This is a genomic window from Erythrobacter alti, from assembly GCF_037996805.1.
In the GTDB taxonomy this organism is placed as follows: Bacteria; Pseudomonadota; Alphaproteobacteria; order Sphingomonadales; family Sphingomonadaceae; genus Alteraurantiacibacter; species Alteraurantiacibacter alti.
Window position 1 is genome coordinate 285,582 of record NZ_JBBNAX010000007.1, and the last position, 21,590, is coordinate 307,171.

Sequence of the window (21,590 nt, forward strand, 5' to 3'; positions counted from 1 at the left end):
ATAACCACGGTCGTTTGTCGCAAATTTACAACGAACCAACGCTGATCGGGTTATCCAGGCCGACGGGACGAACGCCGCGGATCGCGATAACGGAAGGCGCTATCGGGCACGGACATGCCATAACGATGGTTCCGCAGGCGTACGGTTGTACGCGTATTCTGCGAATCCAGTGCCACCCAGCTTGCCAGTTCCAGCCCGCCCGGGGCACTGGCATTTTCGACGAAAACCAGCGTCATCACGCCGAATTCGGGCCGGTTGGGGTCACGGACCTGAACACTGATGACATTGTTGGTCGAGGACGGCTGCAGAGTGCCGAAACGGCGCATGTCGCGATTCGGATCGAGCAGTGCGCCCAGCGGCGAATTGCGAATCGGCCAGCGTTCGACCTGGTTTACATCGTAATCGACCAGCGTCAGCGCACTTCCGTCCGATACGACGAGCATGTTCACGTCATCGGTGTATTCGAACCTGATGCGACCCGGATTACGCAGGGTCAGCTGTCCCGAAACCGAATTGCCGGCACGGTCTGTCTGCGTAAAGTCGGCGCGCATCGTGGTGATAGCCCTCAGGGCGCGCACCGCACGGTCGAGTTGGTTGGCCTGTGGCTGGGCCACTGCCGAAGCAGTCGGCACAGCCATCGAAGCGGGGATAGCCAGAGTGGCCGCGCCAATCATGGCGGCGGCGACGGGCTTTGTGAGATAGCGTTTCATTGCGTTCATGCTCCACTCCTTAGGTGTGCAGCGTTGAACTGTCACTGAACTGTGGCGGTTCCCGGCATTCAGGTTCCGACGAGTTTCAGTTGCGGCAGGCTGATCCGGGTCGCGTGGTCGCGACTTACTTGATCTTGCCTTCCTTGTACTCGACGTGCTTCTTCGCGATCGGATCATACTTGCGGAAGACGAACTTCTCGGTGTGATTGCGCGGGTTCTTCTTGGTCACGTAGAAGTGGCCGGTGTCTGCAGTCGAGTTCAGACGGATCTTGATGGTTGCGGGCTTCGCCATGGTCTTGCTTCCAGATGTTCGTGAGGGACCATAGCGGTCCGAAAAAATATGAGGCGACGCCATGCGCCGCCCTCCAAGCGCGCGCCTCTGCGCGAGAGTCGGGGAAAAGTCAAGGCTCGCAGCTAGAATTCGACCTTGCCGCGCAGCGCCTTTTTCTGGCCCTGCGCCTTCTTGCCCGCGAGCCGTTTTGTCTTGCCGACCCGGTTGACGCGGGTCTTGGCGCGCCGCTTCGGCTCCTTGAGGGCCTCTTCGATCATTTCGCCAAGCCGAGCGCGGGCTTCGCGGCGGTTGGCGTCCTGCGTGCGGTGATTGCGCGCATCGATCACGATTTCGCCGGCCGAGTTGAGCCGATTGCCGGCAATGTCCTTCAACCGGTGAAAGATGCGCGGCGTAAGCCCCAACTGGTAGATGTTGACGCGCAACTGCACCGCAGTTGCCACCTTGTTGACGTTCTGCCCGCCGGGACCGGAGGCGGCGATGAAACTCTCCTCGGCAATGGCACTCGCCTTGTCGAGGATGCTGGTCATTCTTCGGCGCCCAGCGCAGTGAAGTCGTTCGGCAGCGGCGCAACGGCGGTAATGTCGGGCTTGCCCTCGCGCGGCATGGTGATCGCGCTGGCGTGGAGCATGGTGCGCCCCACGCGCGGGTCTTTCTGGCCATAGACCGGATCGCCCAGCAGCGCGTGACCGAAAGCGTGTTCGGCGTGGACGCGGATCTGGTGGGTGCGCCCGGTTTCGGGGCGAAATTCGACCAGCGTCAGCCCGCCTTCGAGTTCGGCGCGCTTGGTCCAGTGCGTGATCGAGGGCTTGCCCTTCTTTGCCACGATCATGCGCCAGCCCTTTTCGGCGCTGCTGATCTTGGTGAGGGCAAGATCGATCGTGCCCTCATCCTCCGCCACCGGTCCGGCAACGATGCCGAGATAGGTCTTCGACACCAGCTTGGCCTCGAACGCGGCATTGAAGCGCTTCAACGCCTTGGGGTTGCGCGCCAGCAGCAGGCAGCCCGAGGTATCGGTGTCGAGCCGGTGCACCGCCTGCGGCGCGCGCTGGAAACCGAGCTTGAGCGTGTCGAGATGGTCGCTGAGCGCAGGTCCGCCCTTGCGCGGCGTTTCGATCGGCAGGCGCGCAGGCTTGTTGATCACCAGCGCTTCGCCGTCTTCGTAAAGAATAGGAATATGAGTCATGTCAGCGCGCTTTCGATGCGATCGAGCGCCGCGTCCAGCTTTTCCTCGCTCGCGGCAAAGCTCAGACGGAAGCCATTGCGTCCGCCAAACGCGCTCGCGGCAACAACCGCGACGCCCGCTTCGAGCAGGTGCAGCGCCAGTTTTCCGTCATCGCCGCCGAAGCGGTCCATCAGCGGCGTGGCATCGACGAGGCAGTAGAAGGCGCCGTCGGGAACTGGGCAGGACAGGCCGGGGATGGCGTTCAACCGCCCCACCACCGTGTCGCGGCGGCGGCGGAACGTCTCGCGCCAGTCGGTGAGAAACTCCTGCGGTCCTTCGAAAGCCGCGACCGCAGCGGCCTGGCTGATGCTGGCCGCATTGCCGCTTGAATTGCTTTGCAGTCGCGCCATTGCAGCAACCAGCCAGTCCGGCCCGGTGGCGACGCCGATGCGAAAGCCGGTCATAGCGTGACTCTTTGAAACACCCGAGACGGTCAATATGCGGTCAGCGAGATCGGGGCAGAGTGCAGCAAGAGTAGCGTGCGGCTGGCCGGTATAAGTGAGCGGGGCGTAGATATCGTCGCTCAACACCATCACATGCGGATGGCGGCGCAGCACATCGGCGAGGCTGCGCAGCATATCGGGCGGATAGACCGCGCCGGTAGGATTGCCGGGGGAATTGAGCATCAGCCAATTGGTCGAGGGCGTGATCAACGCCTCCAAATCACCCGGATCGAAGCAATAGCCATCGCGGGGATGGGTGATAAGCGGCACTAAGCGCCCGCCACAAAAGCGCACCATTTGCGGGTAACTGACCCACCACGGACACGGCACGATCACCTCGTCGCCTGCGCTGATCGTTGCCGCCATGGCCTCGAAGATTGCCTGCTTCCCGCCGGCGGTCACGATGATGTTTGCAGCTTGGGTGGCGATACCGAGATCGCGCTGGAAATGCAGCGCGGCGGCCTCTTTCAACCGCGCGGTTCCCGCGACCGGCGTGTAGCGCGTTTCGCCAGCATCGAGCGCAGCCTTGGCGGCTTCGATCACATGCGCGGGCGTTTCAAAATCCGGCTCGCCCACGCTGAGCGATATGATGTCACGCCCCTCGGCCCGCAGCGCGCTGGCGCGATCGGTCATGGCGGTTGTCGGGCTCGCCTCGATACGTTCGAGCGCCTGGCTGAGCGATGGCACGCTCACGCGAGCACCGCAGGCACCAGCCCGCGCAAGGCATTACCTATGAAGAAGCCGCCCGAAAGATCGTCGAGCGTAAGTTCGGCCTCCATCGCTTCACCCGATTCAAGCAGCGAGCGGCGCAGCACGCCGGGCAGCAGGCCAAGCGACGCAGGGGGAGTTAGCAGGACGCCGTCCTTCCCCATGACGAAGACATTGGTCCAGCTACCCTCGGTCAGCAGGCCATCATCGCGCACCAGCAGCGCCTCTGCCGCGCCCGCCTCGCGCGCCGCTTCGAGCGCGGCTTCGTAGAAACTGCGGTCAGTGCTCTTGTGGCGCAGCCGCCAATCATGCGCGACGGTTGGATGCGGCAGGGCGATGCAGCTTGCTGGCTCTTTCAGGGGGTCCGGCAAAGGCCCGTTTTCCAGCGTCACCGCGCCACCGCGCGACAGCACGAGGCGGACCTTTACGGCTTTCTCCAGTTCGAAACACAGCGCCTGGATGCGGTTGCGCGTTTCGTGACGGTCGAACGAGAAGCCTAGTTCCGCCGCGCTCGCCTTCATCCGTTCGAGATGCATTTCGAGCAGCGCGATGCCGGTTTCGGGATCGAAGTGCATCGTCTCGATCAGATCGTGACCGCCCGCCGGGCCACGCGTGAAAGCGCCCTTGATCAGGCATTCGCGCCACTCGCCCATGGCGTCGCTATCGGCGACAATTGCGCCGCCCACGCCCAGCACCGCCTTGTGCCGCAAATTCTCTCCCGGCGTGAGGCGGATGGTGCGGATTGCGACGTTGAAAGCGGCATCACCGCTCGCATCGATGCGACCAATCGCACCGCAATATGGTCCGCGTGGATCGCGTTCGACCTGGTCGATCAGTTCCATCGCGCGGATCTTGGGTGCGCCGGTGATCGATCCGCAGGGGAACAGCGCGCGCAGCATGTCGACCGCACCCTTGCCGTCCTGCAACCGCGCAAAGACGGTGGAGACCATCTGGTGCACGGTGGGATAGGTTTCGACCGCGAAGGCATTGTCCACCCGCACGCTGCCCGCCTCGGCCACGCGCGAGAGATCGTTGCGCATCAGGTCGACGATCATCAAATTCTCGGCCTTGTCCTTGACCGACTGCGCCAGTTCCTTGCGCATTGCGGCATCGTCTGCCGGGTCTGCCACACGCGGGCGCGTGCCTTTCATCGGTTTGACCTTGGCCTCGCGGCCCTTGAGCGAGAAGAACAGCTCCGGACTGAAACTGAGCAGGTAATGCGAGCCGTCGAACACCAGCCCGCCATAGCCTGCCGCCGCCGTCGGACGGATCGCGGAATACAGCGCCACCGGGTCGCCGCGTGCCGGTCCGGCGAGCGGGAATGTTAAATTGGCCTGGTAGATGTCTCCTGCGCGGATCGCTTCCTGCAATCGCTCGAAAGCTTCGCAATAGGCTCCTGCCGAGATCTGCGGATCGAGCGGCCCGATGCTCGCTTCGCCGCCGGCTCCCTGATGCGCAGCTAGCCAAGTCGGCATGTCACCGGCAGGAATGATCTCCGGATCGTCGAACAGACCTAGCCAAACAAGCGGGCCATCGGCACCGTTGCGACTATCAGAAAGCGGCGCCAGGCGTTCCTCCAGCGCGAGTCCGGCCTCGTAGGCTATGAAGCCCGCAAGCTGTTTGCCAGATTTTACACGTGCTGCTTCGGCCGCCGCCAGCACCGCTTCGACCTCCTCGGGTCGCCGTGCAACGAAGGTTTCCGCAGGGCCCGCGAAGTAATGCGCATTGCTCGCGCCCTCGCTGCGTGCATCGTCGAGCAGGACGAAGGGGGTCTTGCCATCCATCAGCCCCGCTCTAGGGTCCGTTGTGGAATCGGGCAATAACAGAGATGGGCATCACAAATGGGCGATATTTTCCTCGGCAACGACCTTGATGGCAACCGGCAGGCGCTCGACCTGGGCCGCGCCAATCGTCACGGATTGATCGCGGGCGCGACCGGCACGGGTAAGACGGTGACCTTGCAGGGCATGGCGGAAAGCTTTTCGGCTCAGGGCGTGCCGGTCTTCGTAGCCGATGTGAAAGGCGATTTGTCGGGCGTCGCCATGCCGGGTTCCGCCAGCTTCAAACATGCCGACAAGCTGGAAGGCCGGGCGAAGGAGCTGGGCATGGAGGACTACGAATATTCGGACAATCCGGTGGTGTTCTGGGATTTGTACGGCGAACAGGGCCACCCCATCCGCACCACGGTATCCGAAATGGGTCCGCTGCTCCTCTCGCGCTTGCTGGACTTGAACGACACGCAGGAAGGCGTGTTGCAGATCATCTTCCGCTACGCCGACGACAACGCCCTGCTGCTGCTCGATTTCGAAGACCTGCGTTCGATGCTCGCCTGGGCCTACGACAATGCGAAGGAGCTTTCGGGCGAATATGGCAATGTGTCGAAGCAATCGGTCGGCGCGATCCAGCGGCAACTATTGAGCTTCGAATCGCAGGGGGCGGATCAGTTCTTTGGCGAGCCGGCGCTGGAAATCGACGATTTCCTCGAGATGGACGAGGAGGGGCGCGGCATCATCAATATCCTCGCCGCCGACAAGTTGATGCGTAGCCCCAAGCTCTACGCCACCTTCCTGCTGTGGCTGCTTGCCGAATTGTTCGAGACGCTGCCCGAAGTGGGCGATCCGGAAAAGCCCAAGCTCGTGTTCTTCTTCGACGAGGCGCATTTGCTGTTCGACGATGCGCCCAAGGCGCTGGAGGACACAATCGAGCGGGTGGTGCGACTGATCCGGTCGAAAGGTGTGGGCGTGTTCTTCGTCACGCAGAACCCGATCGACATCCCCGAGGAAATCGCCGGGCAATTGGGCAACCGTGTGCAGCACGCATTGCGCGCATTCACGCCCAAGGACCAGCGCGCGATCCGGGCCGCGGCAGAGACTTTCCGCATCAACCCCGATCTCGACGTTGCAGAGGCCATCACCCAGCTGAAAGTGGGTGAGGCGCTGGTTTCCACGTTGGACGACGATGGCGCGCCCACCATTGTCCAGCGCACCTTGATAAAGCCGCCGCGCAGCCGCCTTGGTCCGGTGAACAAAAAGGAACGTGCGATCATCCAGTCGATCAGCCCGCACGAAGGCAAGTATGACGAGCTGGTCGACCGCGAAAGCGCCGAGGAAGTGCTCGCACAAAAGGCCGAAGATGCAGCCAAGACCGCAGAGGAAGTGGCCGAAAAGGGCGAGGAGGAAGTGCGCAAGCAGCCGCGCAAGTCCAAGAGCATCTGGCAGAAGGCCCGCGACCGCGCGATGGGCGCCGCCGCCGGTTCGATGGCTTCCGTCGCCGCTGCTGCGGTGACTGGCCGTCGCAGCCGCGCCAACCCGACACGCACAGCAATGACCTCAGCCGCAGGGTCGATCGCAAGCGATCTGGGCGGTCCGCTGGTAGGGCGCTTCGTGCGCAATATTGTCGGCGGATTGATGCGTTAGGTTATCGGCAACCGCAGTTCGGACAACAAACCGGCGACGCTGCCATCTTCTCCAATACGGTTGGTCAGCACCAGAGTGCCGCCATGCTGTTCGGCAATCGCGCGCGCCAGTGTGAGGCCAAGGCCCGCGCCGCCCGTCTCGCGATTGCGCGATGTATCGCCGCGCGCGAACGGCTCCATCATGGCGGCAATCTGCGCTTTGGGTATGCCGGGGCCTCTGTCTGCGATGCGAATGACAGCCTCGTCACCCTCACGCACCAATGCCACTCTTGCCTGTTCGCCATAACGCAGCGCATTGCCGACCAGATTGCGCAGCGCCCTGCGAAGCCAGGTGGCGCGCAGTGGAAGCGCGACGCGGGCGGTGTCGCCCAGCGTGACGTTCTCGCCCATGTCCTCATATTCCTCGACCACCGAAGCGACCAGCGCGGACAGGTCGGTGCGTTCGAGCGGATCGGTCGGGCGGCCCACGCGGGCCAGCGAGAGGATATCGTCGAGCGAGGTGGTGATGTCTTCGATGGTGGCGGCCATGCGCGCACGCTCGTCCTCGTCCTCGACGCTTTCGATCCGCACGCGCAAGGCGGCAAGCGGGGTCTTGAGGTCGTGCCCGATCGCGCCGAGCATCACGTTCTTTTCATCGAGCAGCGCGGCGATGCGCGCCTCCATGGCGTTGTGCGCGGTGATCAGGCGGCGGGCATCATCGGGCCCTGATGGCTCGATTGGAGGTTCGCTGCCCAGCGTTCCACCGAATCCCTCGACACGCTTCGTGAGCTGCGCGAGTGGCTGGGTCAGTCTTCGCAAGAGGAAGGCGAGTCCGCCGACCAGCACGACATAGAGGATCAGCGTCTGAATGATGACTCCGGCCAAAGCTCCGCGCGTGCGAGGCGGCCGGGGTGCACGGGCAATCGTCCAGTTTTCGTCGCCCGGTCGTTTGAGGCCAGCGATGATCAGTTCGCCGTCGGGATCCCACCCGCGCCGCGCAAGGAAGCGCGGGTTCTGCTCCAGCCGCTGGATGATGTAGGGATCCTGTGAAATCTGGCGCGAAAGCACCACCAGCTCGGCGATCTGGACATCCTGCCTTTCGAGCACGGCCTGCAGCGCAGTCTCGCGTTCGGCATCGCGCATTTCGCCCTGGACCAGTGGTGATTCCAGTGCGCGTTCGAGCCGCATCCGGCGGGGTCCTCTCCTGCCCTCGTCCCTTCGCCCTCGCTCGGGCCGCATCATCCGGCCCCGGGGATCGGCAGTTTGCGCCGATCCAGTCCCGTTGGCCCGCCGATCCGCGACGAGCTGGAATGCAAGGTCGTTGACCAGCGCGCCTTCGATACGGTTCTGTTCCGCGCGATAAAGCAGGATCACCGAAAGCGCCTGAGCCACCAGCAGCGCAAGCGCCACCGCCAGCAACATCTGGCCCAGCAGGCTTTTTGGCAAGGAGCGTCGCATCGCCCGGTTCAGTCGCTTTCCGGCACGGCGCGGCGAACTTCGCAGGCGAGACGGTAGCCGCCGCCCCACACGGTCTGGATCAGCTTGGGATCGCGGCTGTCTTCCTCGATCTTGCGGCGCAGGCGGCTGACCTGGTTGTCGACCGCACGGTCGAACAGATGCGCCTCGCGCCCCTGCACCAGATCGAGCAGGCGGTCGCGGTCCATGACTTGCTGCGGGTGGTCGAGCAGTGCGACCAGCAGGCGGAATTCGGCAGACGATATCGGCACAATCGTGCCTTCGGGATCGGTCAGTCGCCGCTTGAGCGGATCGAGCTGCCAGCCATCGAATTCGTAATGTGCCTCGCTCTGCGTTTCCGCTGCGGGCGCGCCCTTGCCCGCGCGGCGCAGGACCGAGCGGATGCGGGCGACGAGTTCGCGCGGCTCAAAAGGTTTGACGACATAATCGTCCGCCCCGATTTCCAGCCCGACGATCCGGTCGGTGGATTCCGCCTTGGCGGTGAGGAAGATCACCGGGAGGTTGCGGCTTTCGATCAGATGCCGGCACAGCGACAACCCGTCCTCGCCCGGCATCATGATGTCGAGCAGGACAAGGTCGGGCACTTCGTCGATCAGCACTGCCCGCGCCTTGGATGCATCGGCGGCCTGCGTAACGGCAAACCCCTGGCGCGAGAGATACTCGGCCAGGGGTTCACGCAAGCTGGCTTCATCATCCACCAGCAGCAGTTTCACCTGCTCTTCATTCATTAGCGCTGGCCACGTCCACCGCGACGTTCGCCATGCTGGGCGCGGCGTTCTTCCGCAGTCAGCGTGCCATCATTGTTGGCATCGGCGCTGTCGAAGCGTGCGAGAGCTGCGGCGGTGAATTCGGCCTGGCTGATGGAGCCGTCACCATTGGTGTCGGCCTGCTGCATCATCTGGCCATGCATTCCGTGCATTCCACCACGGCGACCCATGCGGTGTCCGCGGCGGCCCTGGCGTTCACCGGCCTGTTCGCCACGTTCGGCACGGCGTGCCTCGCGTTGCTCACGACGGTTTTCACGAGCAGCCTGCGTTTCTTCGAAGCTCAGCATGTTGTCGTTGTTGGTGTCGGTTTCGTTGAAGCGTTCAAGCGCGCGGGCTTCGCGGTCGGCGGCGTTGAGCTGGCCATCACCGTTCACATCCATGCGCTCAAACCGTTCTGCCGTGCGGGTTTCAACATCGGCGCGGGTCATGTCGCCGCCGCCCCGCATCTGGTCCTGCGCCACGGCTGCGCCGCCAAGGGTAAGGCCGGTTGCTGCCAGCGCGATAATAAGGGACTTTTTCATCAATTCTCTCCGATTACGGTTCATAGGTAGAGCAACGAAGCGCCGGTTAGAAGGGGGAGGGAGGAGACCCGGCGCCTCGCCACTCTTGAAACCTGTTCTAGAGGTCCGCTGTCGCAGGACTTTGTCCGTTTTCAGGAGAATTGTCGCAGATTGTCGCGCTGGCAGAAGCGTGTTCAGCCGCGCGTTATCTTGCGTTTAGCTGGCGTTCAGTCTCGCGGGCGGTGCTGCGTGCCGATACCGGCGGTAATGAAAAGTGCTTCGGCTTCGCCCGTAACATCGGCCGTGTGCCACACGCCCGGCTGATTGATGGCATATTCGCCGCTGGTGAGCGTGGTGCGCACGTGCTCGCCATCCAGTTCCTGAACCAGCGTGATCTCGCCGTCGGTGCAGACGACGACTTCGCTGCCTTCAGGGTGCATTTCCCATACGTCCCAGTTTTCGCTGAACCGGTGCTGCGAAACGAGGCGTCCTTCCGCCCCGTCGGCGGAATGGCGCTGGCCGTAATGCTGATACCACTCCATCCCGTCGAACGGCGGCTGCGGCTGGGCGGTCGCGCCGAGGCCGAGGTGAATCCAGTTTTCGGATAGCTTCTTGCCCGCCATCAGCCTTCCCCGCCGACCATGCAGAACGCATTGAGCTTGTTGCCGTCGCGGTCACGGAAATAGCCCGCGTAGAAAGTTTCGCCGCGCGGGCCGGGAGCGCCTTCGTCCGTGCCGCCAAGCTCCAGCGCCAGAGCATGGATGCGATCGACCTGCGAGGGGTCCTTGGCTTGCAGGGCGACCATCGTGCCGTTGCCGACGCTGGCCTTGCCCTTATCGAAAGGCTTTGTGGCCGCGATCCCTGCGCCGCCGCCCATGTCGCCCCAGGCAATGAAGTATCCCTCTTCCTCCATCATCCGGCCGGTGCCCATTTCCTTTGCGATGGCGTCGTAGAATTCGGCCGCTCGGTCGAGGTCGTTGGTGCCAAGTGTAACGTAGCCGATCATGTCAGTTCCTTCCCTGTTCCGAGTCGCGCCTGGAACATTATAGGAACATGACGTCGGCTACAAGGAGAGGCCTAAAGCGGCTGGCAGGCGGCCTCGAGCCATTCGAGCGCTTCGCTGTCGAGCTGCGGAGCCAGAACGTCGCGCACCTTGGCGTGATAGTTGTTCCACCAGCCGATTTCAGCCTCGCTCAGCATGTCGCGTTCCACCAGCGTGCGGTCGATCGGGACAAGGGTGAGCGTTTCGAAGCCGAACCATTCGCCTTCCATCCCGTCGATCTCGCGGTTCTCCACCAGCACGAGGTTCTCGATGCGGATGCCGTATTCACCGGCCTTGTAATAACCCGGCTCGTTGGAGAGGATCATTCCCGCCATCAATTCCTGGTCGGTCCCGGCCTGCCCGCCGCGACCCTTGGCGATACGCTGCGGTCCTTCGTGCACGCCGAGGAAACTGCCAACGCCGTGGCCGGTACCATGCGGATAATCGACGCCCGCTTGCCAGAGAAACTGCCGCGCCAGCACATCGAGCGCGGAGCCTGCGGTGCCGGGCGGGAAGATCGCCTGGTCGAGCGCGATATGTCCCTTCAGGACGCGGGTGAAGCGGTCCTTCACTTCGGCGGAAGGTGCATCCGGCCCAATCCAGACCGTGCGGGTGATGTCGGTTGTGCCGTCCTTGTATTGGCCGCCCGAATCGACGAGGTAGACGCTGTTGGGTTCGAGCGGCAGGCAAGTTTCCTCGCTCACCCGGTAATGGCACAGCGCACCGTTGGATCCGGCCCCGGAGATCGTATCGAAGCTGAGGTCGACCAGTTCGGGGTTCTGCTCACGGAAGGATTGCAGCTTTGCAGCAGCGGAAAGCTCGTCGACGGTGCCCTTGGGGCCCTCTTTTCCAAGCCAGGTGAGGAACCGGCTTACCGCCGCCCCGTCGCGGGATTGCGCATTGCGATGTCCCTGTTGTTCGGCTGGGGTCTTGATGGCCTTGGGCAGAACTGCGGGATCGGTTTCCAGCGCGACATCGGCGCCGACCTCGTCCAGACGGTCGAAGATTGCGTAGACCGACCTTTCCGGATCGGCGGCAACGCGCTTGCCCGCGAGTTGCGCAAAGGCGGCGGAGAATTCGTCACGCGGGCGGATGCGTACGGCATTGCCGAGAGCGGCGCGAACCTCATCGGTAACTTTTTCGGGAGCGATGAACCAGTCCGCCGTGCCGTCTGACTGCACAAGCAGATAGGACAGGGCAACGGGTGTATGGTCGACATCGGCGCCGCGAATATTGAGCGTCCAGGCGACTGAGTCGAGCGCGCTGATGACGACAGCATCGAGGCCTTCATCGTTCAGCCAGCTGGCGATATCGCCGCGCTTGGCGGCGCTTGAGCGGCCTGCGTGGGCTTCATCCTGCACGAAGGCGGGAGCGGGCGAGGGTTCGGGCTGGTCGGACCAGACGGCATCGATCGGATTGCCTTGCACCGGGACTAGCTCTGCTCCGGCTTTTTCCAGCCGCTTTGCCATCGCCTTCGCCCAGCCGCGCGTGTGCAGCCATGGATCGAAACCGATGCGCGCGCCCTCTGCGGCGTTGTCCGCGATCCAGTCGCCCATATTGTCCTGCGGGACCGATTTATAGTCGTACAGCTTGCCATCCACCTGGTCGCGCACCTGGATGGTGTAGCGCCCGTCGACGAACATCGCCGCGTGGTTCTTCAGCACTACCGCGCTGCCGGCAGAGCCGCCAAAGCCGGTCAGCCAGGCCAGGCGCTGGGCATAAGCGCCGACATATTCGGAAAGATGCTCGTCACTGATCGGAACGACAAAGCCATCAAGCTCGCGGCGGGCTAGTTCCTCGCGCAGGGCTGACAGGCGGGCTTCGTGGGTTTGCATCAACATGGCGTACTTTTTCCGGTTTAAACTGGTTTCATTCGGTAATAGAGCCCCGACATAGTCCTTTGCCGCACAGCTTTCCAGCCGTGGCGGGGCAAGACGAGCCTGCCAGAGGACACGCGATGCGCTTTTTCAGTACGATGATCCTTGCCGCCACGCTCTGTACCGTTACCTCGCAACCGACGCTCGCCCAGCAAACCGAAAGCGATCCCTTGAACTACGATACCAGCATCCAGCCGCCGCGCGCCGAAGAGCGTGAGCACAGCTATACTCGCCACGGCATCACGATCTCCGACCCGTATCACTGGCTGCGCGACCAGAGCTATCCCAAGATCGATGACGAGGACGTGCTGCAATACCTGCGTGCCGAGAACAGCTATTTCGAAACGCAGATGGCGGGCCAGCAGGAACTGGTGGAAGAGCTGTTCACCGAAATGCGCGCGCGCATCAAGGAAGACGATGCCACCGTCCCGCAGCGCGATGGCGATTATGAATACTGGTCCGAGTTCGAAACGGGCGGGCAGTATCGCAAATATTACCGCCGTCCGGTCGGCAGCCAGGATCGCGAACTGATCCTCGATGGGCCCGCGCTTGCCGATGGGCTTGAATATTTCAGCCTCGGCGCGCTCTCGGTGAGCGAGAACGGGCGCTATCTCGCCTATTCGACCGATACGACGGGCGGCGAATTCTACACCGCGTTCATCAAGGACCTGGAAAGCGGTGAACTGCTGCCCGACCGGATCGAGAACATCAATTCCTCCCTGATCTGGACAGCGGACGATGCGGTGATCGTCTATGGCCGTGCGAACGAGCAATGGCGGGTGGACCGCATCTTTGCCCACCGTATCGGCGATAGCGGCGAGGATATGCAGATCTATCACGAGGAGCAGTTGGGCTTCACCGCTTCGCCGGGCCTTTCCTCCAACCGCGAATGGCTGATCATCTCGACGGGCGACAATGAGACCAGCGAGGTGCGCCTGCTGCCCGCATCCGACCCGCTGGCCGAGCCGCTGCTGGTACGCGCGCGGGAGACAGGCGTTGAATATGATGTCGACGTGCGCGGCGATAAGCTGTTCATCCTGACCAATGACAACCACGTCAATTTCCGCCTCGCCACCGCACCGATGGACCGTCCCGCCGAATGGACCACGCTGATCGCCGGGTCGGACGAGTTCTACCTCACCGATATCGACCTGTTCCGCGATTTCTACGTCACCGAAGGGCGGCTCGCTGGCCTCGACCAGGTGCAAATCCGCTATTACGACGATCCTTCGCGGATCGAGACGATTGCCTTTCCCGAAAGCGCCTATTCGGCGGGGCTAGGCAACAACCCCGAATGGGCGATGGACAAGCTACGGCTGGGTTACGAAAGCCCGATCACACCCGACACGGTGTTCGATTACCACGTCGCATCGGGCGAGCTGGAAACGCTCAAGGTGCAGGAGATTCCCAGCGGCTTCGATCCCTCGCTCTACACGGTCGAGCGGATCAATGTGCGGGCGCGTGACGGGGCGATGGTGCCGGTCAGCATCCTCTACCGCAGCGACCGGGAGCCGGGTGGCCCGCTGCACCTCTATGCCTATGGCGCATATGGCTATGCCGTTCCGCCGGGCTTTTCGACGACGCGCCTCTCGCTCGTCGATCGCGGCGTTGCCTATGCCATCGCGCATATCCGCGGCGGGGATGATCTGGGGCGCAACTGGTATCTGCAAGGCAAGCTGGATGCGCGCACCAATACGTTCAATGACTTTGTCGATGTCGGGCGGGCGCTGGTGGAGCGCGGGTTGACCGGCGAAGGCAGGATCTCGGCCAGCGGCGGATCGGCTGGCGGCGAGCTGATGGGCGCGGTGATCAACCAGGCGCCCGAACTGTTCGGCGCAGTCGTGGCGCATGTGCCCTTTGTCGATGTGCTGGGCACCATGCTTGATGACACGCTCCCGCTCACACCGGGCGAATGGCCCGAATGGGGCAACCCGATCGAGAGCAAGGCCGCCTTCACCCATATATTGAGCTATTCGCCCTACGATCAGGTGGTGGCGCAGGAGTATCCGCCGATGCTGGTGACCGCCGGGCTCAACGATCCCCGCGTCACCTATTGGGAGCCAGCAAAGTGGGTCGCCAAGCTGCGCGAACTCAAGACCGACGACAATATCCTGCTGCTGAAAACCAATATGGGTGCCGGCCACGGCGGCCGCTCCGGCCGGTTCGAGGGGCTGCGCGAAACGGCCGAAGAAGTGGCCTTCATCCTGTGGCAGTTGGGTGTCGAGAATTGAGCAACAGTTACTCCCTGACATTCACCGCGCTACCTGAACACATCGACATGAACGGGCACGTCAACAACACCGTCTGGCTGCGCTGGATGGAGGATCTGTCGGGCGCGCATTGGGAAGCGCAGGCGCTGCCCGAGCATATCGACCAGTTCGTCTGGCTCGTGCTGCGGCACGAGATCGATTATCGCGGCAACATTGCCGAAGGCGAGCAGGTGACCGGCGAAACCGTGATCCGCGAAGCGCCGCGCGGCCCGCGTTTCAACCGGCATTTCAGCTTCACCGATGCCAGCGGCAAGGAACTGGTGCGCGCCAAGACGACGTGGGCGATGATGGCCAAGGCGAGCGGCAAGCTGATGCGTGTGCCGGGCGAGGTTGCCGCACCGTTCATGCCTGAAAGCGGCTGGAGCAAACCCGACTAGGCAGCTGCGCGGCGGTCGGAACCGCGCCGATCATCGCGTTGGCGCGGGTCGAAAACCTTCAGCCGCTCGCTCAACATGCGGTTGCGTCCGTTGACCTTGGCTTCATAGAGCAGCTTGTCGGCCAGCCGGTAGAGCGTCTCGAACGAGTGCTCGCCGTCGGGCGCGTGAACCACGCCCATGCTGGCTGTAACCGGGCGATTGACCTGCGTGATGGCGGCAACCTGGCGGGGAATGGCCTGCCTGCGTCGTTCGGCGCGTTCTACGGGCTTCTTGCCACGCAGGATGATGGCGAATTCCTCGCCGCCCAGCCGGATGACGCGAGTATCTTCATCGGGCTCTAGCGCCACGGCAACCGCTCGCAGGGCATCATCGCCCACGCCGTGGCCGAAATCATCATTGATCTGCTTGAAGTGATCGAGATCGAGCACTGCGACGGTATCAAAGCCGTCCTGCGCCAAGGCTGCGAAGCGCGATTCAATCGAGCGGCGGTTATACAGGCCGGTAAGGGCATCGCGCTCTGCCTCGCTCTCGAGGATTGCGGCGTGTGCCTGCGCGGTATCGCGCTGCCGCTTGATCGCGACCACACGGTCAACCACGCCCAGCGCAGTCACCACGACCTCGAAAGCCGCGCCGACGCGGAAGATCCAGCTTCCTTCAATGTAGGGCACTTGTGTCACCACCATGGAGAAGATGCGGACAAGGCCGAGCAGCAGCAAGGGGGTCCAGGCGACGATCTGAAACCACACAGCCCTGCTGCCATTGCGCGCGCCTTCGATCATGCCCCACGCCATCAGGATGAGGATCGGCAGGAATGCGGCAAAATACAGCTTTACCGCATAGGGCCGCAGCGCTTCCATGCCCACGAGGCGAACGATCGTCACCATGGCGATGAGCGCCGCGCCGAGCGCCAGCAATTGCCGCAATTGCGGACTGATTCGGTCCGGCTCGACGAAGCGGCTGAAAAACATCAGGCACGTGATGCATACCGCGCTGAATGCGACGACCGACAGGAAGCTGAGTTGCGACACGGTCAGTGGAACGAAGGCGACGATGATGCCGCTGCTCATGACATAGATCGCCATGCTGAATGCCAGCCCCGCGTGCCACAGCAGGAAGCGCGCGCGCAATACGCGGTAGAAGGCGAGGTCGATCAGGATCGGCAGGAGGAGGAAGCCGACGATGATCGCAACGAGCAGGATCCCTGCGAGATTGCCGCTGGCATTCTCTCCCGTTGCTACGACCAGCTCTGCCTGCGTGACAGTGGAGGGATGGTTGACGCGTTCGAACACTGCGTAATGAGTGGAAGCTTCTGTCCCCGTAATGGGCAAAGGAAGAGCAAACAGCCGGTCGCTGATTAGCGGATCGATCTCGGACGCACGCCATGCCCGCGATTCCTGCGCACCGTCTGCGCCTATTGAAAGCAAGGTGATGTTGGAAAACTTGCCGATGCGAGCCTGGAAGAACCGCACATCCGGGTCCTCCGCCTGAAAACGCAGGACCGTGGACGTTACCGTCAGGTCGGGGTCGGATTCATCGCAATGCCAATCAAGCTGGGCTGCAGGCAGATCGGTTACGGCCATCCCTGTCGGCATCGCCGCATGGCATCGCGTGTCCTGAGCATAGGCCTGCGCAGGCAGAAATACCGCCATAAAAGCGCCCATCAGGGGCATTAATATTCCCACAAATACCCGCCACATGAGAGACGGATTAAGCGAATGTTACTGCGAACAGGTTAATTCCCGCAAATTCAGGCAATTGCCTCTGAAATTGGCAGCAGATCGTAACCCAGCTCGCTTGCCACCGCCGGATAGGTAACTCGCCCGGCATGGACGTTCAGGCCTTGTGCCAGATGCGGGTCGGCGCGCATCGCTTCTTTCCAGCCCAGATTGGCGATCCTCAGGGCATGGGGAAGAGTCACGTTGTTGAGTGCATAGGTGCTGGTGCGGCTGACCGCGCCGGGCATGTTGGCCACGCAATAGTGCACAATATCGTCAATGACGTAGGTCGGATCGTCATGCGTGGTGGGCTTGCTCGTTTCGAAACAGCCACCCTGGTCGATCGCGACATCCACCAGCACTGCGCCAGGCTTCATTGTCTTGAGCATCTCGCGGCTGACGAGCTTGGGCGCAGCAGCGCCGGGGACAAGAACCGCGCCAACGACCATATCGGCTTCGGCAACGGCTTCCTCGACATTGGCCTTGGAAGCGAAGCGGGTGCTCGCGCGGGCTTCGAAATGGGTGCCGACTTTTTCAAGCACCATGGGATCAAGGTCCATAATGACCGTATCAGCGCCCAGTCCGGCAGACATTTGCGCGGCATTGAAACCGACCACGCCGCCGCCGATGATGACGACCTTGCCCGGCATCACGCCCGGTACGCCGCCCAGCAGCACGCCGCGTCCGCCATGCGCTTTTTCGAGCGCCGTGGCGCCCGCCTGGATGCTCATGCGGCCAGCGACCTGGCTCATCGGCGTCAGCAGCGGCAAGCCGCCATGGCGGCCGGTGACGGTTTCATAGGCGATGGCAGTGCAGCCTGACTTGACCAGTCCTTCGGTCTGTTCGGGATCGGGAGCGAGGTGGAGATAGGTGTAGAGCACCTGGCCTTCGCGCAGCCGGGCGATTTCCTCAGGCTGCGGTTCCTTCACCTTCACGATCATCTCGCATTGCGCGAAAATGTCCTCGACCGATGCGACGACCTTCGCGCCGCGTTCGGTATAATGGCTGTCGAATGCACCGATGCCTTCGCCTGCCCCGGCCTCGACCCATACCTCGTGGCCATTGGCGACCAGCTCACCCGCACTTTCGGGTGTCAGGCCGACACGATATTCACGGTTCTTGATTTCGCGAGGGCAACCGATGCGCATGGGAATCTCCTGTCTGAGGGCTGGGAAAGCCGTTACAGTTGAAACTTTTCCGGCGCAATCCCGTGCGACCGGAGTCTTTTGACGAGATACATCGGGCAAGGGCAGCCTTCAACGCCGGACCCCGGTAGCGCCCGCTTGGCAACCGGTTGCCGAACGCGCATGATGGGCGAAGGGGGATTTGTTCATGTCTCGCAAATACATGACTGCAACTGCACCGCTGCTTCTTGCATTGTCAGCCTGTGCCAGCACGCCAGATCATTCCGCACAATATAGCGATGTGACCCTCTTCACAGCGGTGGATGTCTTCGGTGCACCCGAGGGAAGGGTAATTGCAGCGCAAGATGTCACGATAGCCGATGGACGTATCGTTTCGATCGAACCAGCAAGCGAAAACAGTGCGCCAGCGGGTGCGCGCATCATCGACGGGCGCGGCCACACGCTGCTTCCGGGGCTTATAAACTCGCATATCCATCTCACCGGCAATGCCGATGCGGCGGCCGTGCTGGAAGGTATGCTGGCGATGGGCATTACCAGCGTGCGCGACCTTGCAGGCGATGCCCGCCCGCTGGCCGAGCTTGAGCGGCAACGCATTGCCGGTGAGCGTGTGCTGCCCGAACTGGTCTATTCCGCGCTGATTGCCGGCCCGGAATTGATGGGCGATCCGCGCGCGGTGTTCTCTTCGCAGGGATATGAGCCGGGCGATGCGCCCTGGATGCGCGCGGTGACTGCCGACAGCGACCTGCCTACGATCATCGCCGAAGCGCGCGCCACCGGGGCGAGCGGTATCAAGGTCTATGCGTCTCTCGAACCCGATTTGCTGATCGCTCTCACACGCGAGGCGCATGCGCAGGGGATACAGGTGTGGATGCATTCGGTCATCTTCCCCGCCAACGCCGCCGATGTTGTTGCGGCGCGGCCAGACCAGATAATTCATACCAAAGGCCTCGCGTCCATGGACGACACGGGACTGCCGGATAACTTCGCGCAAGGAATTGGTGAATACGTTCCGACTATCCCTTTCACAGAGCGCGATCCGACAGGACCATTTTATCTGCAATTGTTCGCCGTCATGAGCGCAAACAGGATCATGCTCGATCCCTCGCTGGTGGCCGATGGCGACATGGCGCTGGCGCAAGGGCGCGATTTGCCGCCGCCCATGCTGGCGCTGCGCGACTGGGCGTGCCGAGCCACGGGTGAAGCATGGCGCGCGGGCGTGCCGATCAGCGCGGGCACCGATTTCAGCGGCGAGGGGGATATGTTCATGATGGAGTTGCGGCGACTGCACGAATGCGGCGTCTCGCTTCCCGGCGTGCTGGCTGCGGCGACCTGGAACAACGCCCATGCCCTCGGAATCGAAAGTCGCACCGGACGGATTGCTCCCGGTTACGAAGCCGATCTGCTGCTGGTGGAAGGCGATCCGACGCGTGACCTCGCTGCGCTTGAGGCAGTGGCTCATGTCTTTGCCGATGGTGTGGAGGTTCCGCGCGAATAGCGCGCTATGCCATCACGTCCTCGATGCCCGGCACGGTGATCGTGCGTTCGCCGCCGAAATCTTCGTGCACCGAAATCAGTCCGGTCTTCTCGAGATGTTCGAGCAGGCGGCGGATGCGGCCGGGTGAGGCGGTGCCGTAGACTCGGGCAAGGTGGTCTTCATCCGGCGCCCGCTTGCCTTCGGCAGCAGCGATGACGATCGCGAGATAGGGCGCAAGCACATCGTCTGCCACGCCCTGCGCCATGCGTTCGATGGCGGCGCGTTGCGCCTCGTCCAGCCGGTCGATCCCGGCGCTGGCAAAGGCGAATTGGCGGCGGAATGCGGGCATGTCGATATGGGCCGAGGCAATGCCGCGCGTGCGGCAGCGGGTGGCAAAGTCGCGAAACAGCGTTGCTGCGGGGCGGAAACTTGCGCCTTCTTCTGCTGCCAGTTCGCGCAGCACATCCTCGACACTGCCCGATGTGGCGGCATCGGCAGAAGCAGGCTTGGGCGGCACGGTTTCGGCCCTTGCCGCCAAGGTCTCGGCCAGCGCATCGACATCGGGAGGCGGCGGCGGCGCAGGTGGTGGCGGACGGTGCACGGTTTCCGCAGCCTCTTCGGCAAGTTCGGCATGGAGCAGCGCGCCCATTTCCTCGGCATCGGCCTGCGGCAGCGGGGTAAGCGCGCTCGCGCCATTCTTTCCGCCCGATTTGACCGGACCGATATGCACCGCCACCGGGCGGCGACTGACTGCCGGACCAAGCCCGAGGAAGTGCCCGCGCTGCAGGTCGCGGATACGCTCCGCCTGTTTGCGATCCATGCCCAGCAGGTCTGCCGCGCGTTGCATATCGATATCGAGAAAAGTGCGCCCCATCAGGAAATTGCTGGCTTCGGCCGCGACGTTTTTGGCAAGCTTGGCAAGTCGCTGCGTGGCGACGATCCCGGCCAGCCCGCGCTTGCGCCCACGGCACATGAGGTTGGTCATCGCGGCCAGCGTCATGCGGCGCGTGTCTTCGGCCATTTCACCTGCCGCAGAGGGCGCGAACATCTGCGCTTCATCCACCACCACCAGCGCCGGGTACCAGTGTTCGCGCGGAGCATCGAACAGCGCGGTGAGGAACTGCGCCGTGCAGCGGATTTGCTGTTCCACTTCCAGATCCTCCAGCGCCAGCACGACGGAGGCGCGGTGCTGCCGGATACGGCCTGCCAGCGCCTCGATCTCGCGCGGCGAATAGCTCGCCCCCTCGATCACCACATGGTCGAAATGATCGGCGAGCGAGGTGAAGTCACCCTCGGGATCGATCACCACTTGCTGCACGAGGCCCGCGCTCTGTTCGAGCAGCCGTCGCAGCAGGTGCGATTTGCCGCTGCCCGAATTGCCCTGCACCAGCAGGCGCGTGGCGAGCAATTCCTCGACGTCGATAGGCACCGGCGTGCCGTGCGCGTCCTTGCCGATTTCGATCTGGGTGGTCACTTGCCAAGCGATAAGCGAAGCCTGCGCTGCAGCCTAGCTCGCGTTGACGCTTATCCAGCGATGTGTTTGGAAATGACCGTCGATATCACGCGGCGCGCTGGATTTCCTCGATCCCGCGGATTGCCTCGACGCCCATTTCCGCGTGGATTTTGAGTTTCGTGAGCGCGTTGGCGACACCGATTCCCGTCATCTCGCATTCGCGTTTCCACTCGCGCATGGTCATGCCGATCTCGAATTGCGCTTTCACGAGGAGACGAATCTGGCAAGCATCGTCACCAGTCGGCACGATCTCGTAGCGTTCGTGCGTTTGCACGAGCCGTCCGAGGCGGGGCGTTGCCTGGCTATCAAAAGCATAGAGCCGGGCGGGTTCCGCGTCGGTCACGACCACGGTGAAGGCATGGTCGGGTACCATGTCGACATGCAGGCGGAAGCGGCCCTTGGCGACATTCTCTACCGAGCCGACATTGCGTTTCCAGTACCGCGCATCGGCCAAGTCGAGCAGGCCGAACATGGTTTCGGCGGAGCAATCCACGTCGGCAACCGCCTCGAATTGCGCCGGTCCCTCGGGAGCGGGCTTTGACCCGAATAATCCGAACATGGTCATTCCCTCATTGCATCACCCTCCGGCATAAGGGCGCGCACTTAAGGGTGATTGCGCAAAGAGGGTTAATGCGGCGCTTACGCTCACGCGGCGCGCAATAGCG

Annotated in this window: 20 protein-coding genes; 4 read left to right on the top strand and 16 right to left on the bottom strand. The window is 62.9% G+C overall.

From position 1 onward, the window contains the following. Nucleotides 1–50 precede the first annotated feature (50 nt). The 6 genes from AAC850_RS09165 to pabB form a co-directional block, all read right to left on the bottom strand. Nucleotides 51–719: a LolA family protein gene (locus AAC850_RS09165; protein WP_340588421.1), complete on the bottom strand. Its 669-nt coding sequence runs from the start codon at nt 717–719 to the stop codon at nt 51–53. A 115-nt stretch (nt 720–834) separates the two neighbouring features. Further along, entirely contained in the window at nt 835–1,002 is a 168-nt protein-coding gene (gene rpmG / locus AAC850_RS09170; RefSeq protein WP_047006750.1) for a 50S ribosomal protein L33, read from the bottom strand. A 122-nt stretch (nt 1,003–1,124) separates the two neighbouring features. Next, nucleotides 1,125–1,529 (bottom strand): alternative ribosome rescue aminoacyl-tRNA hydrolase ArfB, encoded by a 405-nt coding sequence (gene arfB, locus AAC850_RS09175; protein ID WP_340588422.1) that lies wholly within the window; start codon nt 1,527–1,529, stop codon nt 1,125–1,127. Then, a complete protein-coding gene (locus AAC850_RS09180) occupies nt 1,526–2,185 on the bottom strand; it encodes an RluA family pseudouridine synthase (RefSeq protein WP_340588423.1) in 660 nt (219 codons plus the stop codon). Before AAC850_RS09180 ends, arfB begins: the two co-directional genes overlap by 4 nt. Continuing rightward, on the bottom strand, nt 2,182–3,300 hold the full coding sequence (locus AAC850_RS09185; RefSeq protein WP_340588557.1) for a pyridoxal phosphate-dependent aminotransferase: 1,119 nt from the start codon (nt 3,298–3,300) through the stop codon (nt 2,182–2,184). The genes AAC850_RS09180 and AAC850_RS09185 overlap by 4 nt, the downstream gene beginning before the upstream one ends. Nucleotides 3,301–3,356: 56 nt before the next feature. Next, complete coding sequence (gene pabB, locus AAC850_RS09190; protein ID WP_340588425.1) at nt 3,357–5,159, bottom strand: aminodeoxychorismate synthase component I; 1,803 nt, start codon at nt 5,157–5,159, stop codon at nt 3,357–3,359. Between the two features lie 57 nt (nt 5,160–5,216). Here pabB and AAC850_RS09195 point away from each other — a divergent pair, with 57 nt between their 5' ends. After that, nucleotides 5,217–6,791, top strand: coding sequence for a helicase HerA-like domain-containing protein (locus tag AAC850_RS09195; protein ID WP_340588427.1), 1,575 nt, complete (start codon nt 5,217–5,219; stop codon nt 6,789–6,791). Here the strand turns inward: AAC850_RS09195 and AAC850_RS09200 are convergent. The 6 genes from AAC850_RS09200 to AAC850_RS09225 all read right to left on the bottom strand — a co-directional run bounded on the left by AAC850_RS09200 (nt 6,788) and on the right by AAC850_RS09225 (nt 12,395). Continuing rightward, the gene (locus AAC850_RS09200) at nt 6,788–8,215 is read right to left on the bottom strand and encodes a sensor histidine kinase (RefSeq protein WP_340588429.1); all 1,428 of its coding nucleotides are present in this window, start codon (nt 8,213–8,215) and stop codon (nt 6,788–6,790) included. The two genes, AAC850_RS09195 and AAC850_RS09200, sit on opposite strands and share 4 nt — an antisense overlap. Nucleotides 8,216–8,235: 20 nt before the next feature. Further along, complete coding sequence (locus AAC850_RS09205; RefSeq protein ID WP_340588430.1) at nt 8,236–8,973, bottom strand: response regulator; 738 nt, start codon at nt 8,971–8,973, stop codon at nt 8,236–8,238. Further along, nucleotides 8,973–9,533, bottom strand: a complete 561-nt coding sequence (locus AAC850_RS09210) for an EF-hand domain-containing protein (protein ID WP_340588431.1) — start codon at nt 9,531–9,533, stop codon at nt 8,973–8,975. Before AAC850_RS09210 ends, AAC850_RS09205 begins: the two co-directional genes overlap by 1 nt. Before the next feature lie 206 nt (nt 9,534–9,739). Then, on the bottom strand, nt 9,740–10,135 hold the full coding sequence (locus AAC850_RS09215) for a cupin domain-containing protein (RefSeq protein ID WP_340588433.1): 396 nt from the start codon (nt 10,133–10,135) through the stop codon (nt 9,740–9,742). Next, entirely contained in the window at nt 10,135–10,518 is a 384-nt protein-coding gene (locus AAC850_RS09220; protein ID WP_340588434.1) for a VOC family protein, read from the bottom strand. The genes AAC850_RS09215 and AAC850_RS09220 overlap by 1 nt, the downstream gene beginning before the upstream one ends. Nucleotides 10,519–10,589: 71 nt before the next feature. Further along, nucleotides 10,590–12,395: an aminopeptidase P family protein gene (locus AAC850_RS09225; protein ID WP_340588435.1), complete on the bottom strand. Its 1,806-nt coding sequence runs from the start codon at nt 12,393–12,395 to the stop codon at nt 10,590–10,592. Nucleotides 12,396–12,511: 116 nt separating this feature from the next. Between AAC850_RS09225 and AAC850_RS09230 the strand changes: the two genes are divergently transcribed. Both AAC850_RS09230 and AAC850_RS09235 read left to right on the top strand, forming a co-directional pair. After that, nucleotides 12,512–14,662 carry a S9 family peptidase gene (locus AAC850_RS09230; RefSeq protein ID WP_340588437.1) on the top strand — a complete coding sequence of 717 codons (2,151 nt, stop codon included), beginning with the start codon at nt 12,512–12,514 and terminating at the stop codon, nt 14,660–14,662. Further along, nucleotides 14,659–15,078, top strand: coding sequence for an acyl-CoA thioesterase (locus AAC850_RS09235; protein WP_340588438.1), 420 nt, complete (start codon nt 14,659–14,661; stop codon nt 15,076–15,078). The genes AAC850_RS09230 and AAC850_RS09235 overlap by 4 nt, the downstream gene beginning before the upstream one ends. On the opposite strand, the gene AAC850_RS09240 is transcribed toward AAC850_RS09235, so the two are convergent. Both AAC850_RS09240 and ald read right to left on the bottom strand, forming a co-directional pair. Further along, nucleotides 15,075–16,727: a GGDEF domain-containing protein gene (locus tag AAC850_RS09240; protein WP_340588439.1), complete on the bottom strand. Its 1,653-nt coding sequence runs from the start codon at nt 16,725–16,727 to the stop codon at nt 15,075–15,077. The genes AAC850_RS09235 and AAC850_RS09240 overlap by 4 nt on opposite strands. 98 nt (nt 16,728–16,825) lie before the next feature. Continuing rightward, nucleotides 16,826–17,941, bottom strand: a complete 1,116-nt coding sequence (gene ald / locus AAC850_RS09245; RefSeq protein WP_340588442.1) for an alanine dehydrogenase — start codon at nt 17,939–17,941, stop codon at nt 16,826–16,828. 184 nt (nt 17,942–18,125) lie between these two features. On the opposite strand from ald, the gene AAC850_RS09250 reads away from it, so the two are divergent. Next, a complete protein-coding gene (locus tag AAC850_RS09250; protein ID WP_340588443.1) occupies nt 18,126–19,433 on the top strand; it encodes an amidohydrolase family protein in 1,308 nt (435 codons plus the stop codon). Between the two features lie 4 nt (nt 19,434–19,437). On the opposite strand, the gene AAC850_RS09255 is transcribed toward AAC850_RS09250, so the two are convergent. Further along, nucleotides 19,438–20,886 carry a helicase HerA domain-containing protein gene (locus AAC850_RS09255; protein WP_340588444.1) on the bottom strand — a complete coding sequence of 483 codons (1,449 nt, stop codon included), beginning with the start codon at nt 20,884–20,886 and terminating at the stop codon, nt 19,438–19,440. A gap of 85 nt (nt 20,887–20,971) precedes the next feature. Beyond that, complete coding sequence (locus AAC850_RS09260; protein ID WP_340588445.1) at nt 20,972–21,484, bottom strand: SRPBCC family protein; 513 nt, start codon at nt 21,482–21,484, stop codon at nt 20,972–20,974. Between the last annotated feature and the right edge of the window lie 106 nt (nt 21,485–21,590).

Excerpts from the sequence above, each read along its gene's own strand:
- AAC850_RS09165 (WP_340588421.1), bottom strand. The coding sequence starts at position 719 with ATGAACGCAATGAAACGCTATCTCACAAAGCCCGTCGCCGCCGCCATG.
- rpmG (WP_047006750.1), bottom strand. The coding sequence starts at position 1,002 with ATGGCGAAGCCCGCAACCATCAAGATCCGTCTGAACTCGACTGCAGAC.
- arfB (WP_340588422.1), bottom strand. The coding sequence starts at position 1,529 with ATGACCAGCATCCTCGACAAGGCGAGTGCCATTGCCGAGGAGAGTTTC.
- AAC850_RS09180 (WP_340588423.1), bottom strand. The coding sequence starts at position 2,185 with ATGACTCATATTCCTATTCTTTACGAAGACGGCGAAGCGCTGGTGATC.
- AAC850_RS09185 (WP_340588557.1), bottom strand. The coding sequence starts at position 3,300 with ATGACCGATCGCGCCAGCGCGCTGCGGGCCGAGGGGCGTGACATCATA.
- pabB (WP_340588425.1), bottom strand. The coding sequence starts at position 5,159 with ATGGATGGCAAGACCCCCTTCGTCCTGCTCGACGATGCACGCAGCGAG.
- AAC850_RS09195 (WP_340588427.1), top strand. The coding sequence starts at position 5,217 with ATGGGCGATATTTTCCTCGGCAACGACCTTGATGGCAACCGGCAGGCG.
- AAC850_RS09205 (WP_340588430.1), bottom strand. The coding sequence starts at position 8,973 with ATGAATGAAGAGCAGGTGAAACTGCTGCTGGTGGATGATGAAGCCAGC.
- AAC850_RS09210 (WP_340588431.1), bottom strand. The coding sequence starts at position 9,533 with ATGAAAAAGTCCCTTATTATCGCGCTGGCAGCAACCGGCCTTACCCTT.
- AAC850_RS09215 (WP_340588433.1), bottom strand. The coding sequence starts at position 10,135 with ATGGCGGGCAAGAAGCTATCCGAAAACTGGATTCACCTCGGCCTCGGC.
- AAC850_RS09220 (WP_340588434.1), bottom strand. The coding sequence starts at position 10,518 with ATGATCGGCTACGTTACACTTGGCACCAACGACCTCGACCGAGCGGCC.
- AAC850_RS09225 (WP_340588435.1), bottom strand. The coding sequence starts at position 12,395 with ATGTTGATGCAAACCCACGAAGCCCGCCTGTCAGCCCTGCGCGAGGAA.
- AAC850_RS09230 (WP_340588437.1), top strand. The coding sequence starts at position 12,512 with ATGCGCTTTTTCAGTACGATGATCCTTGCCGCCACGCTCTGTACCGTT.
- AAC850_RS09240 (WP_340588439.1), bottom strand. The coding sequence starts at position 16,727 with ATGGCGGTATTTCTGCCTGCGCAGGCCTATGCTCAGGACACGCGATGC.
- ald (WP_340588442.1), bottom strand. The coding sequence starts at position 17,941 with ATGCGCATCGGTTGCCCTCGCGAAATCAAGAACCGTGAATATCGTGTC.
- AAC850_RS09250 (WP_340588443.1), top strand. The coding sequence starts at position 18,126 with ATGTCTCGCAAATACATGACTGCAACTGCACCGCTGCTTCTTGCATTG.
- AAC850_RS09260 (WP_340588445.1), bottom strand. The coding sequence starts at position 21,484 with ATGTTCGGATTATTCGGGTCAAAGCCCGCTCCCGAGGGACCGGCGCAA.